This is a genomic window from Klebsiella sp. MS 92-3 (assembly GCF_000195655.1).
GTDB lineage: Bacteria > Pseudomonadota > Gammaproteobacteria > Enterobacterales > Enterobacteriaceae > Klebsiella > Klebsiella pneumoniae.
Genome location: NZ_GL882791.1, coordinates 9,642 through 28,770, shown reverse-complemented (window position 1 = coordinate 28,770; position 19,129 = coordinate 9,642). Strand labels below are relative to the sequence as shown.

Annotated in this window: 18 protein-coding genes and 1 other annotated feature; of the genes, 7 read left to right on the top strand and 11 right to left on the bottom strand. The window is 58.8% G+C overall.

Annotated elements, in window-relative coordinates:
* Nucleotides 1-110: 110 nt before the first annotated feature.
* Both HMPREF9538_RS17215 and ybaK read left to right on the top strand, forming a co-directional pair.
* Nucleotides 111-905 (top strand): TraB/GumN family protein, encoded by a 795-nt coding sequence (locus HMPREF9538_RS17215; protein WP_004151327.1) that lies wholly within the window; start codon nucleotides 111-113, stop codon nucleotides 903-905.
* 202 nt (nucleotides 906-1,107) lie between these two features.
* Entirely contained in the window at nucleotides 1,108-1,587 is a 480-nt protein-coding gene (ybaK, locus tag HMPREF9538_RS17220; RefSeq protein ID WP_002892205.1) for a Cys-tRNA(Pro)/Cys-tRNA(Cys) deacylase YbaK, read from the top strand.
* Nucleotides 1,588-1,692: 105 nt separating this feature from the next.
* Here the strand turns inward: ybaK and ushA are convergent, their stop codons facing one another.
* Entirely contained in the window at nucleotides 1,693-3,345 is a 1,653-nt protein-coding gene (gene ushA, locus HMPREF9538_RS17225) for a bifunctional UDP-sugar hydrolase/5'-nucleotidase UshA (protein WP_002892203.1), read from the bottom strand.
* A gap of 295 nt (nucleotides 3,346-3,640) precedes the next feature.
* On the opposite strand from ushA, the gene HMPREF9538_RS17230 reads away from it, so the two are divergent.
* Both HMPREF9538_RS17230 and ybaL read left to right on the top strand, forming a co-directional pair.
* The gene (locus HMPREF9538_RS17230) at nucleotides 3,641-4,861 is read left to right on the top strand and encodes an MFS transporter (protein ID WP_009484699.1); all 1,221 of its coding nucleotides are present in this window, start codon (nucleotides 3,641-3,643) and stop codon (nucleotides 4,859-4,861) included.
* 225 nt (nucleotides 4,862-5,086) lie between these two features.
* Nucleotides 5,087-6,763, top strand: a complete 1,677-nt coding sequence (gene ybaL, locus HMPREF9538_RS17240) for a YbaL family putative K(+) efflux transporter (protein ID WP_002892195.1) — start codon at nucleotides 5,087-5,089, stop codon at nucleotides 6,761-6,763.
* 35 nt (nucleotides 6,764-6,798) lie between these two features.
* On the opposite strand, the gene HMPREF9538_RS17245 is transcribed toward ybaL, so the two are convergent.
* The 9 genes from HMPREF9538_RS17245 to HMPREF9538_RS17285 all read right to left on the bottom strand — a co-directional run bounded on the left by HMPREF9538_RS17245 (nucleotide 6,799) and on the right by HMPREF9538_RS17285 (nucleotide 16,185).
* A complete protein-coding gene (locus tag HMPREF9538_RS17245) occupies nucleotides 6,799-8,103 on the bottom strand; it encodes an inosine/guanosine kinase (RefSeq protein ID WP_002892192.1) in 1,305 nt (434 codons plus the stop codon).
* Nucleotides 8,104-8,166: 63 nt separating this feature from the next.
* Nucleotides 8,167-9,129 carry a ferrochelatase gene (gene hemH, locus HMPREF9538_RS17250; RefSeq protein WP_002892189.1) on the bottom strand — a complete coding sequence of 321 codons (963 nt, stop codon included), beginning with the start codon at nucleotides 9,127-9,129 and terminating at the stop codon, nucleotides 8,167-8,169.
* A 128-nt stretch (nucleotides 9,130-9,257) separates the two neighbouring features.
* Nucleotides 9,258-9,902: an adenylate kinase gene (gene adk / locus HMPREF9538_RS17255; RefSeq protein WP_002892184.1), complete on the bottom strand. Its 645-nt coding sequence runs from the start codon at nucleotides 9,900-9,902 to the stop codon at nucleotides 9,258-9,260.
* 222 nt (nucleotides 9,903-10,124) lie between these two features.
* A complete protein-coding gene (gene htpG, locus HMPREF9538_RS17260) occupies nucleotides 10,125-11,999 on the bottom strand; it encodes a molecular chaperone HtpG (protein ID WP_004177228.1) in 1,875 nt (624 codons plus the stop codon).
* A gap of 111 nt (nucleotides 12,000-12,110) precedes the next feature.
* Entirely contained in the window at nucleotides 12,111-12,716 is a 606-nt protein-coding gene (recR, locus tag HMPREF9538_RS17265) for a recombination mediator RecR (protein WP_002892177.1), read from the bottom strand.
* A complete protein-coding gene (locus HMPREF9538_RS17270) occupies nucleotides 12,716-13,048 on the bottom strand; it encodes a YbaB/EbfC family nucleoid-associated protein (protein WP_002892173.1) in 333 nt (110 codons plus the stop codon). Before HMPREF9538_RS17270 ends, recR begins: the two co-directional genes overlap by 1 nt.
* A 57-nt stretch (nucleotides 13,049-13,105) precedes the next feature.
* On the bottom strand, nucleotides 13,106-15,013 hold the full coding sequence (gene dnaX / locus HMPREF9538_RS17275) for a DNA polymerase III subunit gamma/tau (RefSeq protein ID WP_004147381.1): 1,908 nt from the start codon (nucleotides 15,011-15,013) through the stop codon (nucleotides 13,106-13,108).
* Nucleotides 13,709-13,773, bottom strand: a sequence feature (DnaX frameshifting element). Its footprint overlaps the gene before it by 65 nt.
* 92 nt (nucleotides 15,014-15,105) lie before the next feature.
* The gene (gene apt, locus HMPREF9538_RS17280) at nucleotides 15,106-15,657 is read right to left on the bottom strand and encodes an adenine phosphoribosyltransferase (RefSeq protein WP_004177230.1); all 552 of its coding nucleotides are present in this window, start codon (nucleotides 15,655-15,657) and stop codon (nucleotides 15,106-15,108) included.
* Nucleotides 15,658-15,807: 150 nt separating this feature from the next.
* Nucleotides 15,808-16,185 carry a DUF454 family protein gene (locus HMPREF9538_RS17285; RefSeq protein WP_002892144.1) on the bottom strand — a complete coding sequence of 126 codons (378 nt, stop codon included), beginning with the start codon at nucleotides 16,183-16,185 and terminating at the stop codon, nucleotides 15,808-15,810.
* A 69-nt stretch (nucleotides 16,186-16,254) separates the two neighbouring features.
* Between HMPREF9538_RS17285 and priC the strand changes: the two genes are divergently transcribed.
* The 3 genes from priC (at nucleotide 16,255) to HMPREF9538_RS17300 (ending at nucleotide 17,935) form a co-directional block, all read left to right on the top strand.
* Nucleotides 16,255-16,782 carry a primosomal replication protein N'' gene (priC, locus tag HMPREF9538_RS17290; RefSeq protein WP_020316529.1) on the top strand — a complete coding sequence of 176 codons (528 nt, stop codon included), beginning with the start codon at nucleotides 16,255-16,257 and terminating at the stop codon, nucleotides 16,780-16,782.
* Nucleotides 16,783-16,794: 12 nt separating this feature from the next.
* Nucleotides 16,795-16,968, top strand: a complete 174-nt coding sequence (gene rsmS, locus HMPREF9538_RS17295; protein ID WP_002892136.1) for a pleiotropic regulatory protein RsmS — start codon at nucleotides 16,795-16,797, stop codon at nucleotides 16,966-16,968.
* Nucleotides 16,969-17,035: 67 nt separating this feature from the next.
* Entirely contained in the window at nucleotides 17,036-17,935 is a 900-nt protein-coding gene (locus tag HMPREF9538_RS17300; RefSeq protein WP_008805441.1) for an Rpn family recombination-promoting nuclease/putative transposase, read from the top strand.
* A 35-nt stretch (nucleotides 17,936-17,970) separates the two neighbouring features.
* On the opposite strand, the gene HMPREF9538_RS31510 is transcribed toward HMPREF9538_RS17300, so the two are convergent.
* Nucleotides 17,971-19,129 (bottom strand): mechanosensitive ion channel domain-containing protein (locus tag HMPREF9538_RS31510; protein WP_009484694.1); only part of this gene is annotated, 1,159 nt, incomplete at its 5' end.

The window sequence follows — 19,129 nt, the reverse complement described above, 5'->3', positions numbered from 1 at the left end:
GCCGACGTTGTTCGGCGCCCGTTTTTTTGCCGGGACAAGAAAAGCCCGCCGGAAGGGTGACGTGTATCACCATATGCGCTAGCATGAAGTCCTCACACTTCGGAGCGCGTATGGGCCTGTTAAACCGGATAAAAATGCTGTGGCGAGCCGCCGTCGGCTCGTCTTATTCCTGGCCTGCGATGGATATCGTCCTGCCCGGCGAACGCTATTTGCACCTCGTCGGCAGTATCCATATGGGCACCCGCGACATGGCGCCGCCGCCGGCGAAGCTTCTGAAAAAAATACGCCAGGCCGATGCGTTAATCGTCGAGGCCGATATCAGCGGCAATGAAACCCCGTTTAGCAATCTCCCCACTTACCCACCGCTGGCGGAACGCCTGAGCGATGCGCAGCTGAGCGAGCTAGAGGCGCGAGCCGGCGAGCTGGGCCTGTCGGTCGGGCTGTTCGACAGCCAGCCGCTGTGGCAGGTGGCGATGGTCCTGCAGGCCACCCAGGCGCAGAAGCTGGGGCTGCGACCGGATTACGGCATCGATTATCAGTTGCTGATGGCCGCCCGCGAGAGCAACATAGCGGTGATGGAGCTGGAAGGCGCCGACAGCCAAATCGCGCTGCTGCGCGATCTGCCCGACGGGGGGATGGCGCTGCTGGAGGATACGCTGACCCACTGGCGCACCAACGCCCGTTTACTGCAGGTCATGATCGGCTGGTGGCTGGAGCAACCGCCGTCGCGCGGCGCGGTATCGCTGCCGACGACCTTTAGCCAGTCTTTATATGATGTGCTGATGCACCAGCGCAACCTCGCCTGGCGCGAGACGCTGCTGGCCTTGCCGCCGGGGCGCTACGTGGTTGCCGTCGGCGCGCTGCACCTGTATGGCGAAGGGAATCTGCCGGATATGCTGACATAAAAAAAATGGCCAATATTGCTATTGGCCCGTCAAAGAGGAATTTCATCATTATTATTATCCCGGGATTTGCATCCCGGATCGTCTGATTGTCGCTCAAAGTGACCATCACTGCCAACACTATTGCGCAAGATGGTACTATTTTTTAGACAACCTGCGGGCGTATTCTGACGTCACGCAAAACCGGTTGGTAAGAAGGATAGCTATGACTCCCGCCGTTAAATTACTCGAAAAAAACAAAATTTCCTTTCAGATCCACAGTTACGATCACGATCCCAATGAGACCAACTTCGGAGATGAAGTGGTGCGCAAGCTCGGCCTCAATGCCGACCAGGTTTACAAGACCTTGCTGGTCGCCGTGAACGGCGATATGAAGCATCTGGCGGTGGCCGTCACTCCGGTCGCCGGGCAGCTGGATTTGAAGAAAGTGGCGAAAGCGCTGGGCGCTAAGAAAGTCGACATGGCCGACCCGATGGTGGCGCAGCGTATCACCGGCTATCTGGTGGGCGGCATCAGTCCGCTGGGGCAGAAGAAGCGCCTGCCGACGGTGATTGACGCCCCGGCGCAGGAATTTGCCACCATCTATATTTCCGGCGGCAAACGCGGGCTGGATATTGAGCTGGCGGCCAGCGATCTGGCGCAGCTTCTCGATGCGAAGTTCGCCGATATCGCCCGCCGCGATTGATAAAACGATCCCGGATAGCGGCGCACGCGCCTTATCCGGGATACCCAACTTGTAGCCCCGGTAAGCGTAGCGCCACCGGGGAAATAGCCAACCTGAAGCCCAGGCTTACTGCCAGCTCACCTCGCCTTTCGGCTCATAGGCGGCGGCATCCAGCGGCGAGTTCTTCTCGATATACTCTTTCAGCACTTCGGCATCGATAAAGCCGGTATTCACATACCCGGGTTTATCGGCGATGTTCGGATAGCCATCGCCGCCGGTGGCGTTAAAGCTCAGCGTCGCCATCCGATAGGTCTTCGCCGGATCCACCGGTTCGCCTTTGATTTTCAGATCGTTCAGCTTACCGTCTTTGGCCACGAAACTGACGTTGGCAAACTGCGGATAAGCGCCGGAATCCGGCTTCATCTGCGCGACGGCGGTCAGGTAATCCACTACCTCCTTGCCGTTCATATCGACATAGGTCAGCACATTGCCGAACGGCTGGACCTTCATCACATCTTTGTAGGTGATATCCCCCGCCTCAATGGAGTCGCGGATCCCGCCGCCGCTCATCACCGCGAAATCCGCGTTGCTGCGCGCCATTTGCGCCGCCAGCAGCAGGTGGCCCATATTGGTCTGCACAAAGCGCACTTTACTGCGGTCGCCCTCCAGATGACCATTCACGCTGCCGATTTTGACCTGCAGCTGCGCCTTGCCTTTGTTCTGGAACGGCGTCAGCAGCGACATCATCTGCGGGTTCTCGGCGATCTGCGGCGTATACAGCACCCGCTCGCTTTGGCCGTTATCGTAAGTCACTTTTTTCTTCAGGTTGACCGGGATCAGCTGATAGTGCACCAGCTTCATCTCGCCGTTGCGGAACTCAAAATCGGCGCGGCCGACGTATTTGCCCCACTCATGCGCCTGGACGATCCAGATGCCGTTCTGACGATCCGGAGCGCACGGGGTGCCTGGCACATAATCGACCTGCTTTTTATTTTCCGCCGCCATGCATACCGGATCCTGCGAGTGACCGCCGACGATCATCGCCAGCGATCCCGCAGGTAAACTCCGCGCCATTTCAACATCGCCCGGCGCGTTAGAGCCGTGGTTGCCATTGTCGTAATGGCCCATATGGGTGGTGGCCAGGATCACGTCCGGCTTTTCATTCTGCTGCAGCTCCTGGATAACCAGCTTCGCCTCTTCCGCCGGTTTGCGGAATTCAATATCGGTGAAATATTCCGGATTGCCAATCTTGGCCGTATCGTCGGTGGTTAAGCCAATCACCGCGATTTTCAGCCCACCGCGCTTAAACAACGCCCAGGGTTTGAACAGCCGTTCGCCGGTGCTTTTCTGATAAATATTGGCCGACAGGAACGGGAACTTAGCCCACTTTTCCTGCTGGCGCAGTACGCTCAGCGGATTATCGAATTCATGGTTTCCCACCGCCATCGCGTCGTAGCCGATCAGGTTCATGCCGCGAAAATCGGGCTCTGCATCCTGTAAATCAGACTCCGGTACGCCGGTATTAATATCGCCGCCGGATAACAGCAGGACGCTTCCCCCTTCCGCCGCCACCTCTTTCCGGATGCCATCGACCAGCGTTTTCTGCGCCGCCAGGCCATATTCGCCGTAGTCATTGCGCCAGAAATGGCCGTGGTGATCGTTGGTGTGCAGGATGGTGATTTTATAGGTTTTATCCTGCTCATAGGCCTGTGCCGACAAGCTGCCCAGCGATAAAGCGGCGAATAGCGCCAGCGCTACGCTGTGTTTGAAATAATGCATGCTTCACTCCCTGACTTAATCCCAAGTGCCGAAAGTATAGCGAGTTAGTCGCGTTGACAAATATGTTTTCAGAATTGCGACTTCCTTCAAACCTTATCAACAGGTATGTTAGTCGGATAATAATTCTACCCGTCATACTTCAAGTTGCATGTGCGTTGGCTTTCCTCGCTCATCCCAGTCACTTACTTGAGTAAGCTCCTGGGGATTCGCTGCGTCGCCGCCTTCCTGCAACTCGAATTATTTAGGGTATCAACCTGCATTCTCTACAACAAATAGAACTCGCTGAAGTGAACCTATGACAACCAACCAATCCGCTCAACCCTTGTCCGGCCCCGCTGCGCCGCCGCAAAAAGCACGCACCTCGTTTGGCATCTTAGGCGCGATCAGCCTGTCCCATTTGCTTAACGATATGATCCAGTCGCTTATTCTCGCTATCTACCCGCTGCTGCAGGCGGAGTTCTCCCTTACCTTCGTGCAGATCGGCATGATCACCCTGACCTTCCAGCTCCCCTCATCGCTATTCCAGCCGGTGATTGGCTACATCACCGATAAACGCTCGATGCCGTGGTCGCTGCCGGTGGGCATGTGCTTCACCCTCTGCGGTTTGATTCTCCTCGCGCTGGCCGGTAGCTTCGGCATGGTGCTGCTGGCCGCCGCGCTGGTAGGTACCGGCTCCTCGGTTTTCCATCCGGAATCATCCCGCGTGGCGCGGATGGCCTCCGGCGGCCGTCACGGCCTGGCCCAGTCGCTGTTCCAGGTGGGCGGCAATTTCGGCAGCTCGCTTGGCCCATTGCTGGCGGCGGTGATCATCGCCCCGTACGGCAAAGGCAACGTCGCCTGGTTTGTGCTGGCCGCTCTGCTGGCTATTGTCGTGCTGTCGCAAATCAGCCGCTGGTATGCCGCGCAGCATCGAATGAATAAGGGCAAACCGAAACCGGCCATCGTTAATCCGCTGCCGCGCAAGAAGGTTATTCTGGCGGTAGGCATTCTGCTGATGCTGATTTTCTCGAAATATTTCTATATGGCGAGCATTAGTAGCTATTACACCTTTTATCTGATGCATAAATTCGGCTTAACGGTGCAAAACGCTCAGCTTCATCTGTTTGCCTTCCTGTTCGCAGTGGCTGCCGGGACGGTAATTGGCGGGCCTGTTGGCGATAAAATTGGGCGTAAATATGTGATTTGGGGCTCTATCCTCGGCGTAGCGCCTTTCACCCTTGTTTTACCCTACGCCAGCCTTGAATGGACGGGGATTTTAACGGTGATCATTGGTTTTATCCTCGCCTCGGCCTTTTCCGCTATTCTGGTCTATGCGCAGGAACTGCTGCCGGGACGCATCGGCATGGTTTCTGGCCTGTTTTTCGGCTTCGCCTTTGGCATGGGCGGCCTTGGCGCCGCGGTGTTAGGCCTGCTGGCGGACCATACCAGCATTGATCTGGTTTATAAAATCTGCGCCTTCCTGCCGCTGCTGGGATTCCTGACGATATTCCTTCCTGATAACCGGCAAAAAGCCTGATTATTCGGCGGCCAAAGTGCAACCCTGGCCGCCGTTAACCCTTGTGTCATCAGCCTGTTCCACGATTTCCCCCCGCCATTTTCCCTTCTGTGCCTTTTCATCGGCTAATTGCATTTTTTTGCACAACTCAAGAATTATTCATAAACAAAGTGAACGTTTTTGTCATAAACTATTACCCGGACAGGGTAGCAAAATGGACCGATACACCACTGGAAAGGAGACGGAATGCACCACGCAACACCGCTTATCACCACCATTGTCGGCGGCCTCGTGCTCGCCTTTATTCTCGGCATGATTGCCAATAAGCTACGTATTTCTCCTCTGGTGGGATATCTCTTAGCGGGCGTGCTGGCCGGACCTTTCACCCCTGGCTTTGTTGCTGACACCAAACTGGCTCCGGAACTGGCGGAACTTGGCGTCATTCTGCTGATGTTCGGCGTCGGGCTGCATTTCTCACTTAAAGACCTGATGGCGGTAAAATCGATCGCCATCCCCGGGGCTATCGCCCAGATAGCCGTGGCGACGCTGCTGGGTATGGCGCTCTCCGCCGCCCTCGGCTGGTCGCTGATGACCGGCATTGTCTTTGGCCTGTGCCTCTCCACCGCCAGTACCGTAGTGCTGCTGCGCGCGCTGGAGGAACGACAACTGATAGACAGCCAGCGCGGGCAAATCGCCATCGGCTGGCTGATTGTGGAAGACCTGGTGATGGTCCTGACGCTGGTCCTGCTGCCGGCGATTGCCGGTATGGCGGAGAAAGGCAACGTCGGCTTCGCGTCCCTGGCCCTCGACCTCGGGATCACCATTGGCAAAGTGGTGGCCTTTATCGCCATTATGATGCTGGTCGGCCGCCGGCTGGTGCCGTGGATCATGTCGCGCAGCGCCGCCACCGGCTCACGCGAGCTGTTCACTCTGTCGGTGCTGGCCCTGGCGCTGGGCATCGCCTTCGGCGCCGTGGAGCTGTTTGATGTCTCTTTTGCCCTCGGCGCCTTCTTTGCCGGCATGGTGCTTAACGAATCCGAGCTCAGCCACCGCGCCGCCCATGACACCCTGCCGCTGCGCGACGCCTTCGCGGTGCTGTTCTTCGTCTCCGTCGGCATGCTGTTTGACCCGATGGTGCTGGTCCAACAGCCGCTGGCGGTGCTGGCGACGCTGGCGATTATTATCTTTGGTAAATCCGCAGCCGCCTTTTTCCTTGTGCGGATGTTTGGTCACTCGCCGCGCACCGCGCTGACCATCGCCGCCAGCCTGGCGCAGATTGGCGAGTTTGCCTTTATTCTCGCCGGCCTGGGAATGGCGCTTAACCTGCTGCCGCAGGCCGGACAAAATCTGGTGCTGGCCGGGGCGATCATCTCAATTATGCTCAACCCGGTGCTGTTTACCCTGCTGGAAAAATATCTCGATAAAACCGAAACCCTCGACGAGCAGACGCTGGAAGAGGTCCTGGAAGACGAGAAGCAGGTGCCGGTCGATATCTGCAACCACGCGCTGTTGGTCGGCTTCGGCCGCGTCGGCAGCCTGCTGGGCGAGAAGCTGATGGCCCAGGGGATCCCGCTGGTGGTGGTTGAAACCTCGCGCACCCGCGTGGATGAGCTACGCGAGCGCGGGATCAGCGCGGTGCTCGGCAATGCCGCCAATGAAGAGATCATGGAGCTGGCGCATCTCGATTGCGCCCGCTGGCTGCTGCTGACAATCCCTAACGGCTACGAGGCCGGAGAGATTGTCGCTTCCGCACGGGAAAAATGTCCGAATATCGAGATTATCGCCCGCGCCCATTATGATGACGAAGTGGACTACATTATCGATCGCGGAGCCAATCAGGTGGTGATGGGCGAACGGGAAATTGCCCGCGCCATGCTGCGGCTTCTGGAAACGCCACCGGCCGGCGAAGTGGTCACCGGCTGATGTACTGCCCTCTCCCCGCCGGGAGAGGGACGCGCTTACCGATCCCAGTACGCCTCTTCCAGGCTGTCCTCACGCTCCGGCAGGCCGCGGGTTAAACGCGGCGAGTGCTGGTTCAGCACCTGATAGCTCACGCGGTTGGCATATTTACACACCTGCGCCAGCGAGGAGTAGGTCAGCCATTTGCATTTGTGCTTGCTGGAGTTGGGTACGTTATTGCGGTGGTAGTTATTGGCGGTGATGTCATGCAGCAGCGCCGCCAGCGCGCCGTCGCCTGCGCCGTTGGTGTTCATGATCTTCTCGGGGCCGCCCATATAGGGAGCGATATGGGAATATATGCGCAGCGGATTAACGCAATCCTGGTGACGCATCGCGCGGCTGAATTCAAACTGGTTAAACTCCGGGATCGCCCCCGGCAGCAGCGGATGCTGGGTTTTCCGCTTCGCCTCTTCTTCGGTGAAGCCCGCCATATACAGGCCCGCCGGGCCGGCGGTGCACAGCACCAGGTCGACCCAGTCCAGCGCCTTATTCGCCGCTGACAGCGGATCGGCAAAGCCGGTCAGCGCTTCCCCTTCCTCTTCGTTCATTGCCAGAATAGAGACATGCTCCTGCAGGAACTCCTGCCACCACGCCGGGTTATCGGCAATCACGTATTTGGTTCCGAGGGTTAACACCACCGGCACATCGTGCTTTTTGGCATACTCAATAGCCTTCATCGTGGCGTCCGGCATCGGCTCGCCCGGCTTGCAGCGGACCAGGTAAGAGGTCAGCACCAGCGCCGAGGCGCCGGCGATCACCGCTTCCGGAATGCTTTCCGGACGCAGCTTGTTCATGTGGCCCGGGCTGATGGCGAAGGTGCGCTCGCCGCTGTCACCGATCAGGGTAAAGCAGCGGCCAATGGCGCCGTCGACGCCCTGCAGATAGTTCAGATCGGTGCGGCTGGAGGTATTGCACAGGTAACGATAGGCGTAGCCGCCGATTTCGATATTGCTGCACATCACGCCAAGCAGCACCGAGCGATCGTCCGCCAGCACCGAGTAGTTGTGCATGGTATTGCCGATGGTGCCGCCGGCAAACTGATGGGTAATGAGATTGTTGCGCACCAGCTCCTGGTACAGCGCCTCGGCGACGTCATCTTCAATCACCAGCGAATGGCCCGCGCTCAGGCCGTAGCGCACGATAAACGCCTCATCCACTTTCGCTTCGATATCCACCAGCGTCTGGTCGATACCGACCACCCAGGAGACGCTGGATTCATTCTCCGGCTGAATTTGCTGCAGCAGCGGATCGCGGGCGTTAACGGGAAAATAGTGTTTAGATTTGCGTTTACCGGGAAATTTCATAGTGGCGCTTAAATAACAGGGAACAAGCGGGAAATAGTAGCATATTCCCCGCCCTGCGCGCGATCAGCGATAAGGCGCCGTCAGATTGACCATCATCTCAATATGCGCTGCGTCCGCATTAAGCGCCGGAATATATTCATATTGCTTGCCGCCCGCTTCGAGGAATATTTCCCGGTTCTGGACGGCGATTTCTTCCAGCGTTTCGAGACAGTCGGCGGCAAACCCCGGGCACAGCACCTGAATATGCTTCGTCCCTTTCTCGCCGAGCATCTTTAGCGTTTCATCGGTGTACGGCGTCAGCCAGGGTTCCCGGCCAAAGCGCGACTGGAAAGTCATCATCACCCGCTCCGGCGGCAGCCCCAGCGCGGAAACCAGTTCCCGCGTCGTATCGCGACAGCGCTGAGGATAATCATCGCCCTGGTTGGCATAGCGCTGCGGGATCCCATGATAGGAGAGCAGCAGCAGATCCGGTTCCCCATGCACCGCGAAGGAAGCGCGCACGCTGGCCGCCAGCGCATGGATATAGTCCGGATGTTCGGCATAGTCGCGAATAAACGAGATACCCGGAATGGCGCGCTTTTTCGCCAGAATCCGCGCCAGTTCGTCCCAGACGGCGGCCACCGTCGAGCAGGAATATTGCGGATACAGCGGCAGCACCACGATGTGCTCCACCCCCTGCGCCAGTAAGTCATCCACCGCGCTGGCCAGTGACGGTGAACCATAACTCATGCCCAGCGCCACCGGGGTATCCGGCAGCCTGGCAGCCAGCGCCTGCTGCTGGCGACGACTATACACCATCAGCGGCGATCCCTCTTCCATCCACACGGACTGATAGAGCTTCGCCACGCGCGGGGAGCGAATCGGCAGTATGACGCCGCGCAGCAGCGGCCACCATAGCAGACGAGACGTATCCACCACCCGTTTGTCGCTGAGGAATTGTCGCAGATAGCGCTTCACCGCCCCGGGGGTGGGCGCATCGGGAGTGCCTAAATTGGCCAGCAAGATACCTGTTTTCGTCTGATGCATTACCGCCTCTTAACCATTTGAATCGCAGCCAATTGTAGCTGAAATGGCGCTAAACGGAACCAATCATAGCAAAAGGTAGAAATGAGAGGAGTTCTCATCCTGCCGCAGCAGGATGAGAAAAGGCTTTATCAGCCGAGGATTTTTTCCAGTTCGGCGCGCACGTCAGCTACCGCTTTGGTGCCGTCGACTTTGGCGTATTTGGTGTTGCCCGCCTGCGCTTCTTTGGTGTAGTAGCCGATCAGCGGCGCTGTCATTTGATGGTATTCTACCAGACGCTTACGCACGGTCTCTTCCTGATCGTCTTTACGGGTGGTCAGCTCTTCGCCGGTCACGTCGTCTTTGCCTTCCACCTTCGGCGGATTGAATTTGATGTGGTATACGCGACCGGATGCCGCGTGGACGCGACGGCCAACGATGCGGTCGACGATCAGTTCGTCCGGCACGTCGAATTCCAGCACGTAATCAACGGTAATGCCCGCCTCTTTCATGGCGTCAGCCTGCGGAATGGTCCGCGGGAAGCCGTCCAGCAGGAAGCCGTTACGGCAATCTTCCTGGGCGATACGCTCTTTCACCAGCGCGATGACCAGCTCATCGGTCACCAGCTTGCCAGCGTCCATAATGTCTTTCGCTTGCTTACCGAGCTCAGAGCCGGATTTTACCGCCGCGCGCAGCATATCGCCGGTGGAGATTTGCGGAATACCGTATTTCTCCATGATGAACTGAGCCTGAGTTCCTTTACCCGCGCCCGGAGCGCCAAGCAGAATAATACGCATTACGAAAATCCCCTCAAAAGTCGATTCAATTTTTCAAAAACGCTAAACCATACCACCAGAACGGCGATGGCTCAAGGAAGGCGGTGCGGCTGAAACGGTTAATGGTGAGATATTTTATGCAATCTAATGTGAAATGCCCCGCCTGAGCACATCGCTCAGACGGGGCATTTATCCCGTTCCCGGCGTCGCGTCGCTCGGCCGGGCTACTCGTTCAGGTTCGCGTCAGGAAGCCAGCAGCTGGTTCATACGGCGGATAAACTGGTTCGGATCTTCCAGCGTGCCGCGCTCGGCCAGCAGCGCCTGATCCAGCAGCAGTTCCACCCATTCGCCGAACTGCGCGTCGTCCTGGGTATCGGCCGCGCGTTTCACCAGCTGATGCGCCGGGTTCAGTTCGAAGATGTATTTCACTTCCGGCGCCGCCTGGCCCGCTGCCGCGAACAGCTTCGCCATCTGAGTGCTCATCTCGTCGGCGTCGGTGGTGACGATCGCCGGGGTGTCGGTCAGACGATGGGTCAGACGCACCTCTTTCACCCGGTCGCCAAGCAGGTTTTTCACCCGCTCAACGAACGGCTCCAGCGCTTTTTCAGCTTCTTTGGTGGACTCGTCCACTTCATCCGCCAGCTTGTCCAGCGACTCGTCGGCTTTAGCGACAGACTGGAACGCTTTGCCGTCGAACTCGGTCAGGTAGCTCATCATCCACTCGTCGATGCGATCGGAGAGCAGCAGAACTTCAATCCCTTTCTTACGCAGCAGTTCGAGGTGCGGGCTGCTCTTCGCCGCCGCATAGCTGTCGGCAGTGATGTAGTAGATCTTCTCCTGGCCTTCTTTCATCCGCGAGACATACTCTTCCAGCGACACGGTCTGCGCGGAGGAGTCGGTATGGGTGGTTGCGAAACGCAGCAGTTTGGCGATCGCTTCCTGGTTGCTCGGATCTTCCGCCGGGCCCTCTTTCAGCACCAGGCCGAACTGTTTCCAGAAGGTTTGGTATTTTTCAGCGTCGTCTTTCGCCAGCTTATCCAGCATCTGCAGCGCGCGTTTGGTCAGCGCGGTGCGCAGGTTGCGGGTCACGCTGCTGTCCTGCAGGATTTCACGGGAGACGTTCAGCGGCAGATCGTTGGAATCGATCAGGCCGCGCACGAAGCGCAGGTAGTTCGGCATAAACTGCTCGGCGTCGTCCATGATGAACACACGCTGGACGTACAGCTTCAGGCCGTGTTTATGATCGCGGTTCCACATATCCCACGGCGCCTGCGACGGGATATACAGCAGGCTGGTGTACTCCTGCTTACCTTCCACGCGGTTGTGGCTCCAGGTCAGCGGGTCGCTGTAGTCGTGAGCGATATGCTTATAAAACTCTTTGTATTCGTCGTCGTTAACTTCGGATTTGCTGCGGGTCCACAGGGCCTGCGCCTTGTTGATTTTTTCCCACGAAATCACGGTTTCGCCGTCTTTCTCTTCCCGTTTTTCAATCTCAACCGGCAGCGCGATATGGTCGGAATACTTGCTGATGATAGAGCGCACGCGCCAGTCGTTGAGGAAATCATCTTCGCCTTCGCGCAGATGCAGGGTGATTTCGGTGCCGCGATCGGCTTTGGTGATATCAGCTACGGTATATTCGCCTTCGCCGGCGGATTCCCAGAACACGCCGTTTTCCGGCTTGTCGCCCGCCGCACGGGTACGCACGGTCACTTTGTCCGCCACGATGAAGGCCGAATAGAAGCCGACGCCGAACTGACCGATCAGCTGGCTATCCTTCGCCTGGTCAGAACCCATCGATTCGAGGAACGCTTTGGTGCCGGATTTGGCGATGGTGCCGAGATGGTCGATAACCTCTTCCCGGTTCATACCGATACCGTTATCGGCGATGGTCAGGGTGCGGTTGTCTTTATCAAACGAAACCCGCACGCGCAGCTCGCCGTCTCCCTCATACAAATCCGGCTGCGACAGCGCGCGGAAACGCAGCTTATCGGCCGCATCAGAGGCGTTGGAAATCAGCTCACGCAGAAAGATTTCTTTGTTGGAATAGAGGGAATGGATCATCAGGTGCAGAAGCTGCTTTACTTCTGACTGAAAACCACGAGTTTCTTGTCCTTTCATCTGATTCAACCTCAACAATGCCATTTTAAATGGGTAAAAAACCGTTGAGTGGGAGATGGGGACAGCGGGGAAATTTTTCAAGCGGAGGCGGCGAAGGCCGCCTCCATTTGTTCAGAAAGTAATCTTGTGGCGACCGGCCAGGGAGTGGGACAGCGTGGTGCCGTCGACCATCTCCAGCTCGCCGCCCACCGGCACGCCGTGGGCGATTCGGCTGGCGTCGACGCCATACTGCGCGCACAGCTCTGCGATGTAGTTGGCCGTCGCCTCGCCCTCAACGGTCGGGTTGGTGGCGAGGATCACCTCGGTGATCGACTCCGCCTCCAGCCGTTGCTCCAGGCGATCGAGCCCGATGTCATCAGGCCCGATGCCGTCGAGCGGCGACAGGTGCCCCATCAGCACGAAGTAGCGGCCGGAATACTGCCCGGTCTGCTCAATGGCATAGATGTCCGCCGGACTCTCTACCACACAGATCTGGCCATTTTCCTGGCGACGCGGGTTGCTGCAGATATTGCACACCTCCTGCTCGGTGAAGGTGCGGCAATCGGCGCAGTGGCCGATCTCCGACATCGCACGCGTCAGCGCCTGCGCCAGGCGCATCCCGCCGCTGCGATCGCGCTGCAGCAGGGTAAACGCCATGCGCTGCGCTGACTTCGGGCCGACGCCCGGCAGACAGCGCAGCGCTTCCATAAGCTGAGTTAACAGCGGGCTGGTTTGCATCAGAACGGCATCTTGAAGCCTGGCGGCAGTTGCATACCGGCAGAAACGGAAGCCATCTTCTCTTTCTGGGTCTCTTCGATACGGCGCGCGGCGTCGTTGAACGCGGCAGCCACCAGATCTTCGAGCATCTCTTTGTCGTCTTCCAGCAGGCTTGGGTCGATCTCCACACGGCGGCAGTTGTGCGCGCCGTTAATGGTCACTTTCACCAGACCCGCGCCGGATTCGCCGGTTACTTCCAGCTGAGCGATCTCTTCCTGCATCTTCTGCATTTTCTCTTGCATCTGCTGGGCCTGCTTCATCAGGTTACCCAGGCCGCCTTTTCCACCAAACATAGGCTTCTCTCTCAGTCAGTCATCGTTAAAGGTACTGAATGCCAGTCAGACTGGCATTCAAATGGGGCGAATACTCTCTTCATCCAGATCGGCGTCGAAGAAACGACGCAGGGTCTGAATGTTATTATCCGCGATAATGGCTTCGCGCGCCTGCGCGAGCTTCTCTTCATAAATAGCCTGCCGCCACTCCAGCGGCGTACGCATCGCGGGATTATCGTCTTCCACGATGGTCAATTCAACCGGCGTACCGTACAACACCCCCAGCGCTTCAGCCAGCTTTTGCTGCGCGCTGGCGGAATTGAGGTGGCGCTGGCTGGGACGCAGATGCAGACAGACGCGGCTGCCCTCCTGCTCTTTCCACGCGTTGAGCGCCACCTGCTCGACCAGCTTCGGTACCGCCAGCTGGCTCACTTCCGCCGCCCAGCTGTCGCGCTCGACCGCTTCTTCGGCGAGCTTGGCCGCCAGCTCCGGCGTCTTCTCATGCTCCAGCGCCTTTTTCAGCGCTTTGGGCGTGGCGACTTCGACTTTGCTCTCTTCCACCACCGTCGTCGCCTTCCAGCGATAGGCCTCTTTCTTCGCCGGGGCCTGCTCCAGCGCGGCCGCGGCCGGACGAGCCTGGACGCGCTCGGTAATCGAACTCAGTCGCTCCAGCGCAGCGTTATTCACCGGCCGCGCGCGGGAAGCGGCTGCCGGTTCACTCTTTTTTGGGGTGGTTGCTCCCTGACTGCGCTGCAGGTGGCTGCGGGCCGCCAGCACCTGGCTGGTGGTCGGCGGCAAACTCTGCGGCGACTGTGGCGGCGGCGCGGCGGGGGCAACCGGCTGACGCGGCGCGGGCGCGGCGGCCTGTGCCGGCTGCACCTCCGGCTCCGGCAGCGGCTTACGCGGATGAAACGCCAGGGCACGCAGCAGCGTCATTTCGACGCCCATCCGCCGGTCCGGGGCGTAAGGCAGCTCTTTGCGGCCAATCAGCAGCGTTTGGTAGTAGAGCTGAACGTCGCCGGGCGGTACGGTTCGCGCCAGTTCGCGCATCCGCACTTCGACCGCGGCCATGTCGGCGCCCAGCGCCGAAGGCGACAGCTGAACCATGGCGATGCGGTGCAGCAGGCTCTGCATCTCGACCAGCAGCGCCTCCCACTCGACGCCGCGTGCGGCGGCGTCATTGACGCCCGCCATGACCCGCTCGCCGTCGGCAGCAACCAGCGCTTCAATCAGCGACAGCGCCTGATCGTCATCAAGGGTGCCGAGCATGGTGCTCACCGATGCGGCCGTCAGCTGCCCTTCCCCACTGGCAATCGCCTGATCGGTCAGGCTTAAGGCATCGCGCAGGCTGCCATCGGCCGCCCGCGACAACAGCTGCAGCGCGCGGGGCTCAAAGGCAATCTGCTCTTCGCCAAGAATATGCTCCAGCTGATGGCGGATCTGTTCAACGTCCAGCGCCTTCAGGTGGAACTGCAGGCAGCGGGATAAGATCGTTACCGGCAGCTTCTGCGGATCCGTTGTCGCCAGCAGGAATTTGACGTGCGCCGGCGGCTCCTCCAGCGTTTTTAACAACGCGTTGAAGCTGTGACGCGACAGCATATGGACTTCGTCGATGAGATAGACCTTAAAGCGGCCGCGGGCCGGCGCGTACTGGACGTTGTCCAGCAGATCGCGGGTATCTTCGACTTTGGTTCGCGAGGCGGCGTCAATCTCAATCAGATCGACAAAGCGCCCCTGTTCAATTTCCCGGCAGTTATCGCACACGCCGCAGGGGGTGGCGGTGATGCCGGTTTCACAGTTTAACCCTTTCGCCAGCAGACGGGCGATGGAGGTCTTCCCGACCCCGCGGGTACCGGAAAAAAGATAAGCGTGATGAATGCGCCCTAACGACAAGCCGTTCGCCAGTGCGGTCAGCACATGTTCCTGGCCGACGACGTCAGCAAAGGTTTGTGGGCGCCATTTACGGGCTAAGACCTGATAACTCATGGGCTGGCTCTGAAACGCTGGAAGGTGAAATCACGAAGGGGTCATGCTATCACAGCCCCGCCCGATCGGCGAGGCTATGTGGAGGGATTTGCTTAGTGGCCCGGGAACGGCACCAGACAGTAGCAGTGGATCCCCAGCTTCTCCAGGCGCTGTTCGCCGCCCAGATCGAAGAGATTGATAATGAAAGCGGCATCGTGCACTTCGCCACCGAGGCGGCGGATCAGTTTGACCGTGGCGTCGATAGTGCCGCCGGTCGCCAGCAGATCGTCAACCACCAGCACTTTATCGCCCGGTTTAATGGCGTCAACGTGGATCTCCAGCTGATCGGTGCCATACTCCAGCTCATAGGTCTCGGCAATGGTTTCACGCGGCAACTTACGCGGCTTGCGTACCGGAACAAAGCCCACGCCCAGCGCCAGCGCAACCGGTGCGCCGAACAGGAAGCCACGCGCCTCAGTCCCTACCACTTTGGTAATACCCGCGTCTTTGTAGCGCTCGGTCAGCAGTTCAATGCTAAGCGCGTAGGCCTTCGGGTCTTCCAGTAAGCTGGTGACATCGCGGAAAAGAATGCCAGGTTTTGGATAATCCTCGATACTCTGGATGCTGTTCTTCAGATATTCAAGCTGCTGTGCAGTTGCGGTCATAAGTGTATGCCTGATTGAAACGGTATTACCCACGGGCGTGCAAAAGGGGCCAAAGAAACATTTGTTTAACCTTTGACCAGGCTTGCCCGCGCTCGAAAACGCCAGAATTTACTGGCTGTCGGCAACAATTGCAACAGGCATTATTGCGCATCAGTGCTTTTGTTGCTTTGCGTCAACCACCGGAATGCGCCACATAAAGATCAGCAGACAGGCCAGAATGACCAACAGCATGATGCGCACCCACGTAAGCTTAACCAGCCATAGCGAAATAGCAAAAGTCACCACGATCATCGCAATGGCGCGCGGTTTAGCGCCGCGAGGCATGGCGCGGTACTGTTGCCAGTGGCGAAGATAGCCGCCAAACCAGGAGCGATACAGCAGCCACTGGTGAAAGCGCGGCGATGAGCGGGCAAAGCACCAGGCGGCGAGCAGAATAAACGGCGTCGTCGGCAGCAACGGTAAGAAGACGCCCAGCGTACCCAGCGCTACCGCCAGCCAGCCGATAATGGTTAAAATAACAGGTGGCATAATGCGAATCGTTATCAAACAGATGAGGCTACTGTAGCACAGTTGGCTGACGGAAAATGGAGGGGGTTGGTGAAAACTGCTCAACTTTTACAAACGCTGAACGACCAGCTGAGTGAGCTGGCCGCGCTGGTGGCGCCGCTGGCGGAGCATGCGACCCTCAGCCCGCGCTTTGACCGCCAGCTCTTCCACACCCGCAGCACGCTGATGCAGGCCTATCTGGCGGAAGCCCAACACAACTTTAACCAGCTCCGCCAGGCCGTCGAGCGCCAGCAGCTGCCGCAGGTGGTCTGGATTGCCGAGCGTCTGGCGGCACAAATCGCCGCGCTGCGCCGTGAAACCGCCACCTGGTCCTTGCGCAGTTGGGACCACGCGTCGCCAACGTTGAGCCGCTGGCAGCGCCGTCGCCTGCAGCATCAGGAGTATGAGCGCCGCCTGCTGGCGACGCGCGACCAACGCCAGCGTCAGCTGGCGCAGGCGACCAGCCTTGACGAGCAGCAGCGGCTGGGGAAAGAAGTTGAAGCCTACAGCGGCCGGTTGGCGCGCTGCCGACAGGCGCTGGACAAGATTGAAAACGTACTGGCGCGGCTGACGCGCTAACAGGAGAGCCCGATGTCGCTGGAAAATGCATCCGATGAGGTCAAACTGGCCGTCGATTTAATCATGTTGCTGGAATCGCATCAGATCCCGGCGCAAACCGTGCTGAGCGCGCTGGAAATTGTCCGGCGGGATTATGCAAACAAGTTAAAAAACGCGGAAAGCGGGTCGCAAAACCCAGAGAAGTAGGATGTTGTCTCCGGCAGTGTGCTGGCAGTCTGGTCCTCTGCGCATGACGCCACTGGAGACAATATTGATGGAAAAAGTCAGTCAAACCCCACACGACGCGGTGTTTCGCCAGATGCTCATGCATCAGGCGGTCGCGAAGGATTTTTTGCAGTTGTACCTCCCCGCGCCGTTTCTGGCGATCTGCGAACTGGATTCGCTGCAGCTGGTCTCCGGTAGCTTTGTTGAAGAGGACCTGCGCGCCAGCTATTCCGATATCCTTTACTCACTGCGCACGCATCATGGACCGGGCTATGTGTACGCGCTGATTGAGCACCAGAGTACCCCGGACAAGCTGATGGCGTTTCGCCTGCTGCGCTATGCGCTGGCCGCCATGCAGCGTCATCTGGACGCCGGCCACGACACTCTGCCGCTGGTGGTGCCGATTCTGTTTTATCACGGCAAAGTGAGCCCCTGGCCCTGGGCCCGCAACTGGCAACAGCTATTCGCCGATCCGGCGCTGGCGAAGGCGCTCTATAGCAATGATTTTCCACTGGTGGACCTCACCGTAATGCCAGATAATCAGATCGCCCGTCATCGGCGGATGGCCATGCTGGAGCTGCTGCAAAAGCATATCCGCCATCGCGATCTGGCCGAGCTGCAGGTGCCGCTGATTGCGCTGATGACGCAAGGCTATCTGACAGAAGCGCAGCTGAATACGCTGCTGCGCTATATGTTGCAGGCGGGAACTACGGAACATCCGGGGGCGCTGATCCGCACGCTGGCGGCGCAGTCGCCCAGGCATAAGGAGCTGATGATGACCATTGCCGAATGGCTGGAAGAGAAAGGCCGTAAACAGGGACAGCAAGAGGGTGAGCAGGAAGCTACCCGCAGCATCGCCGCCAGAATGCTGGCGCGCGGCCTCGAACGTCAAACCGTGCAGGAGCTCACCGGGCTGAGCGATGAAGAACTCGCCGCGCTGGCGCCCTGATACAGCAGGGGCGGCTTTGCGCCGCCCCTCTTCGATCAGGACGCGGTGGTGGGCGTCAGATCGTCGCCTTTCCCGTCCCGTTTCACTTCGGTGACTTCATCGCCTTTTTCATTGCGCAGATGAACTTCCAGCTGGTTAAAGGCAATGTTGATGTCATTCTCCCGGCACAGGCGGTCGATGGCGCGGTTGAGCTCATCCACCGTGTAGCTGCGATCGCGCAGTTCTCGAACATACAGACGCAGTTCATGATCCAGGGTACTGGCCCCGAAGGTGGTGAAGAAAACCGCTGGCGCCGGCTCCTGCATCACTTTCGGATGATCGTGCGCGGCCTTCAGCAGCACCTCTTTCACCTTATCCAGGTCTGAGCCATAGGCGACGCCGAGGCGGATCACCACCCGGGTCACGGTGTCCGAGAGCGACCAGTTGATCAAGCGCTCGGTAACGAACGCCTTGTTCGGGATAATCACCTCTTTGCGATCGAAGTCGGTGATGGTGGTGGCGCGAATACGGATTTTGCTTACCGTCCCCGAGAAGGTTCCGATAGTGACCGTATCCCCAATGCGCACCGGACGTTCGAACAGAATGATAAGGCCGGAGACAAAGTTACCGAAGATCTCCTGCAGACCAAAACCTAAACCAACCGACAGCGCGGCCGCCAGCCATTGCAGTTTATCCCAGGAGACGCCCAGCGCCCCGAATACCGTCATCGCCCCGATAGCGATAATCGCATAGTTGAGAATGGTGGTGATGGCGTAGGAGGTCCCCTGACGCATGTTGAGCCGCGACAGCACCAGCACCTCCAGCAAACCCGGCAGGTTGCGGATCAGCGCCCAGGCGACCATTGACGCCACAATGGCGAACAACAAACTGCCCATCGTCACGCTGCGCACCACGCTGGCCCCCGCCTCGGTGCCGTTGTAGTGCCAGAGGGTAATGCTGTCGAGGTAGGCGAAAACGGTGATCAAATCAGACCAAATCGCCCAGAACATCACCGCGAACAGCGCGACCATCACCAACATGGTGATGCGCAGCGTCTGCTGGTTGACCTGCTCGAGAGCGATAGTTGGCTCTTCCTGCGGCTCGGCGCCTTCCGCCCCTTCCTTCACCAGATGTTGACGGCGCGCCCGCGCCCCGCGGCCCGGGGGGGCTCCCCCCCCCCCCCCCCGCCAGCGCCAGCAGCTGCTTCTGCCCGAC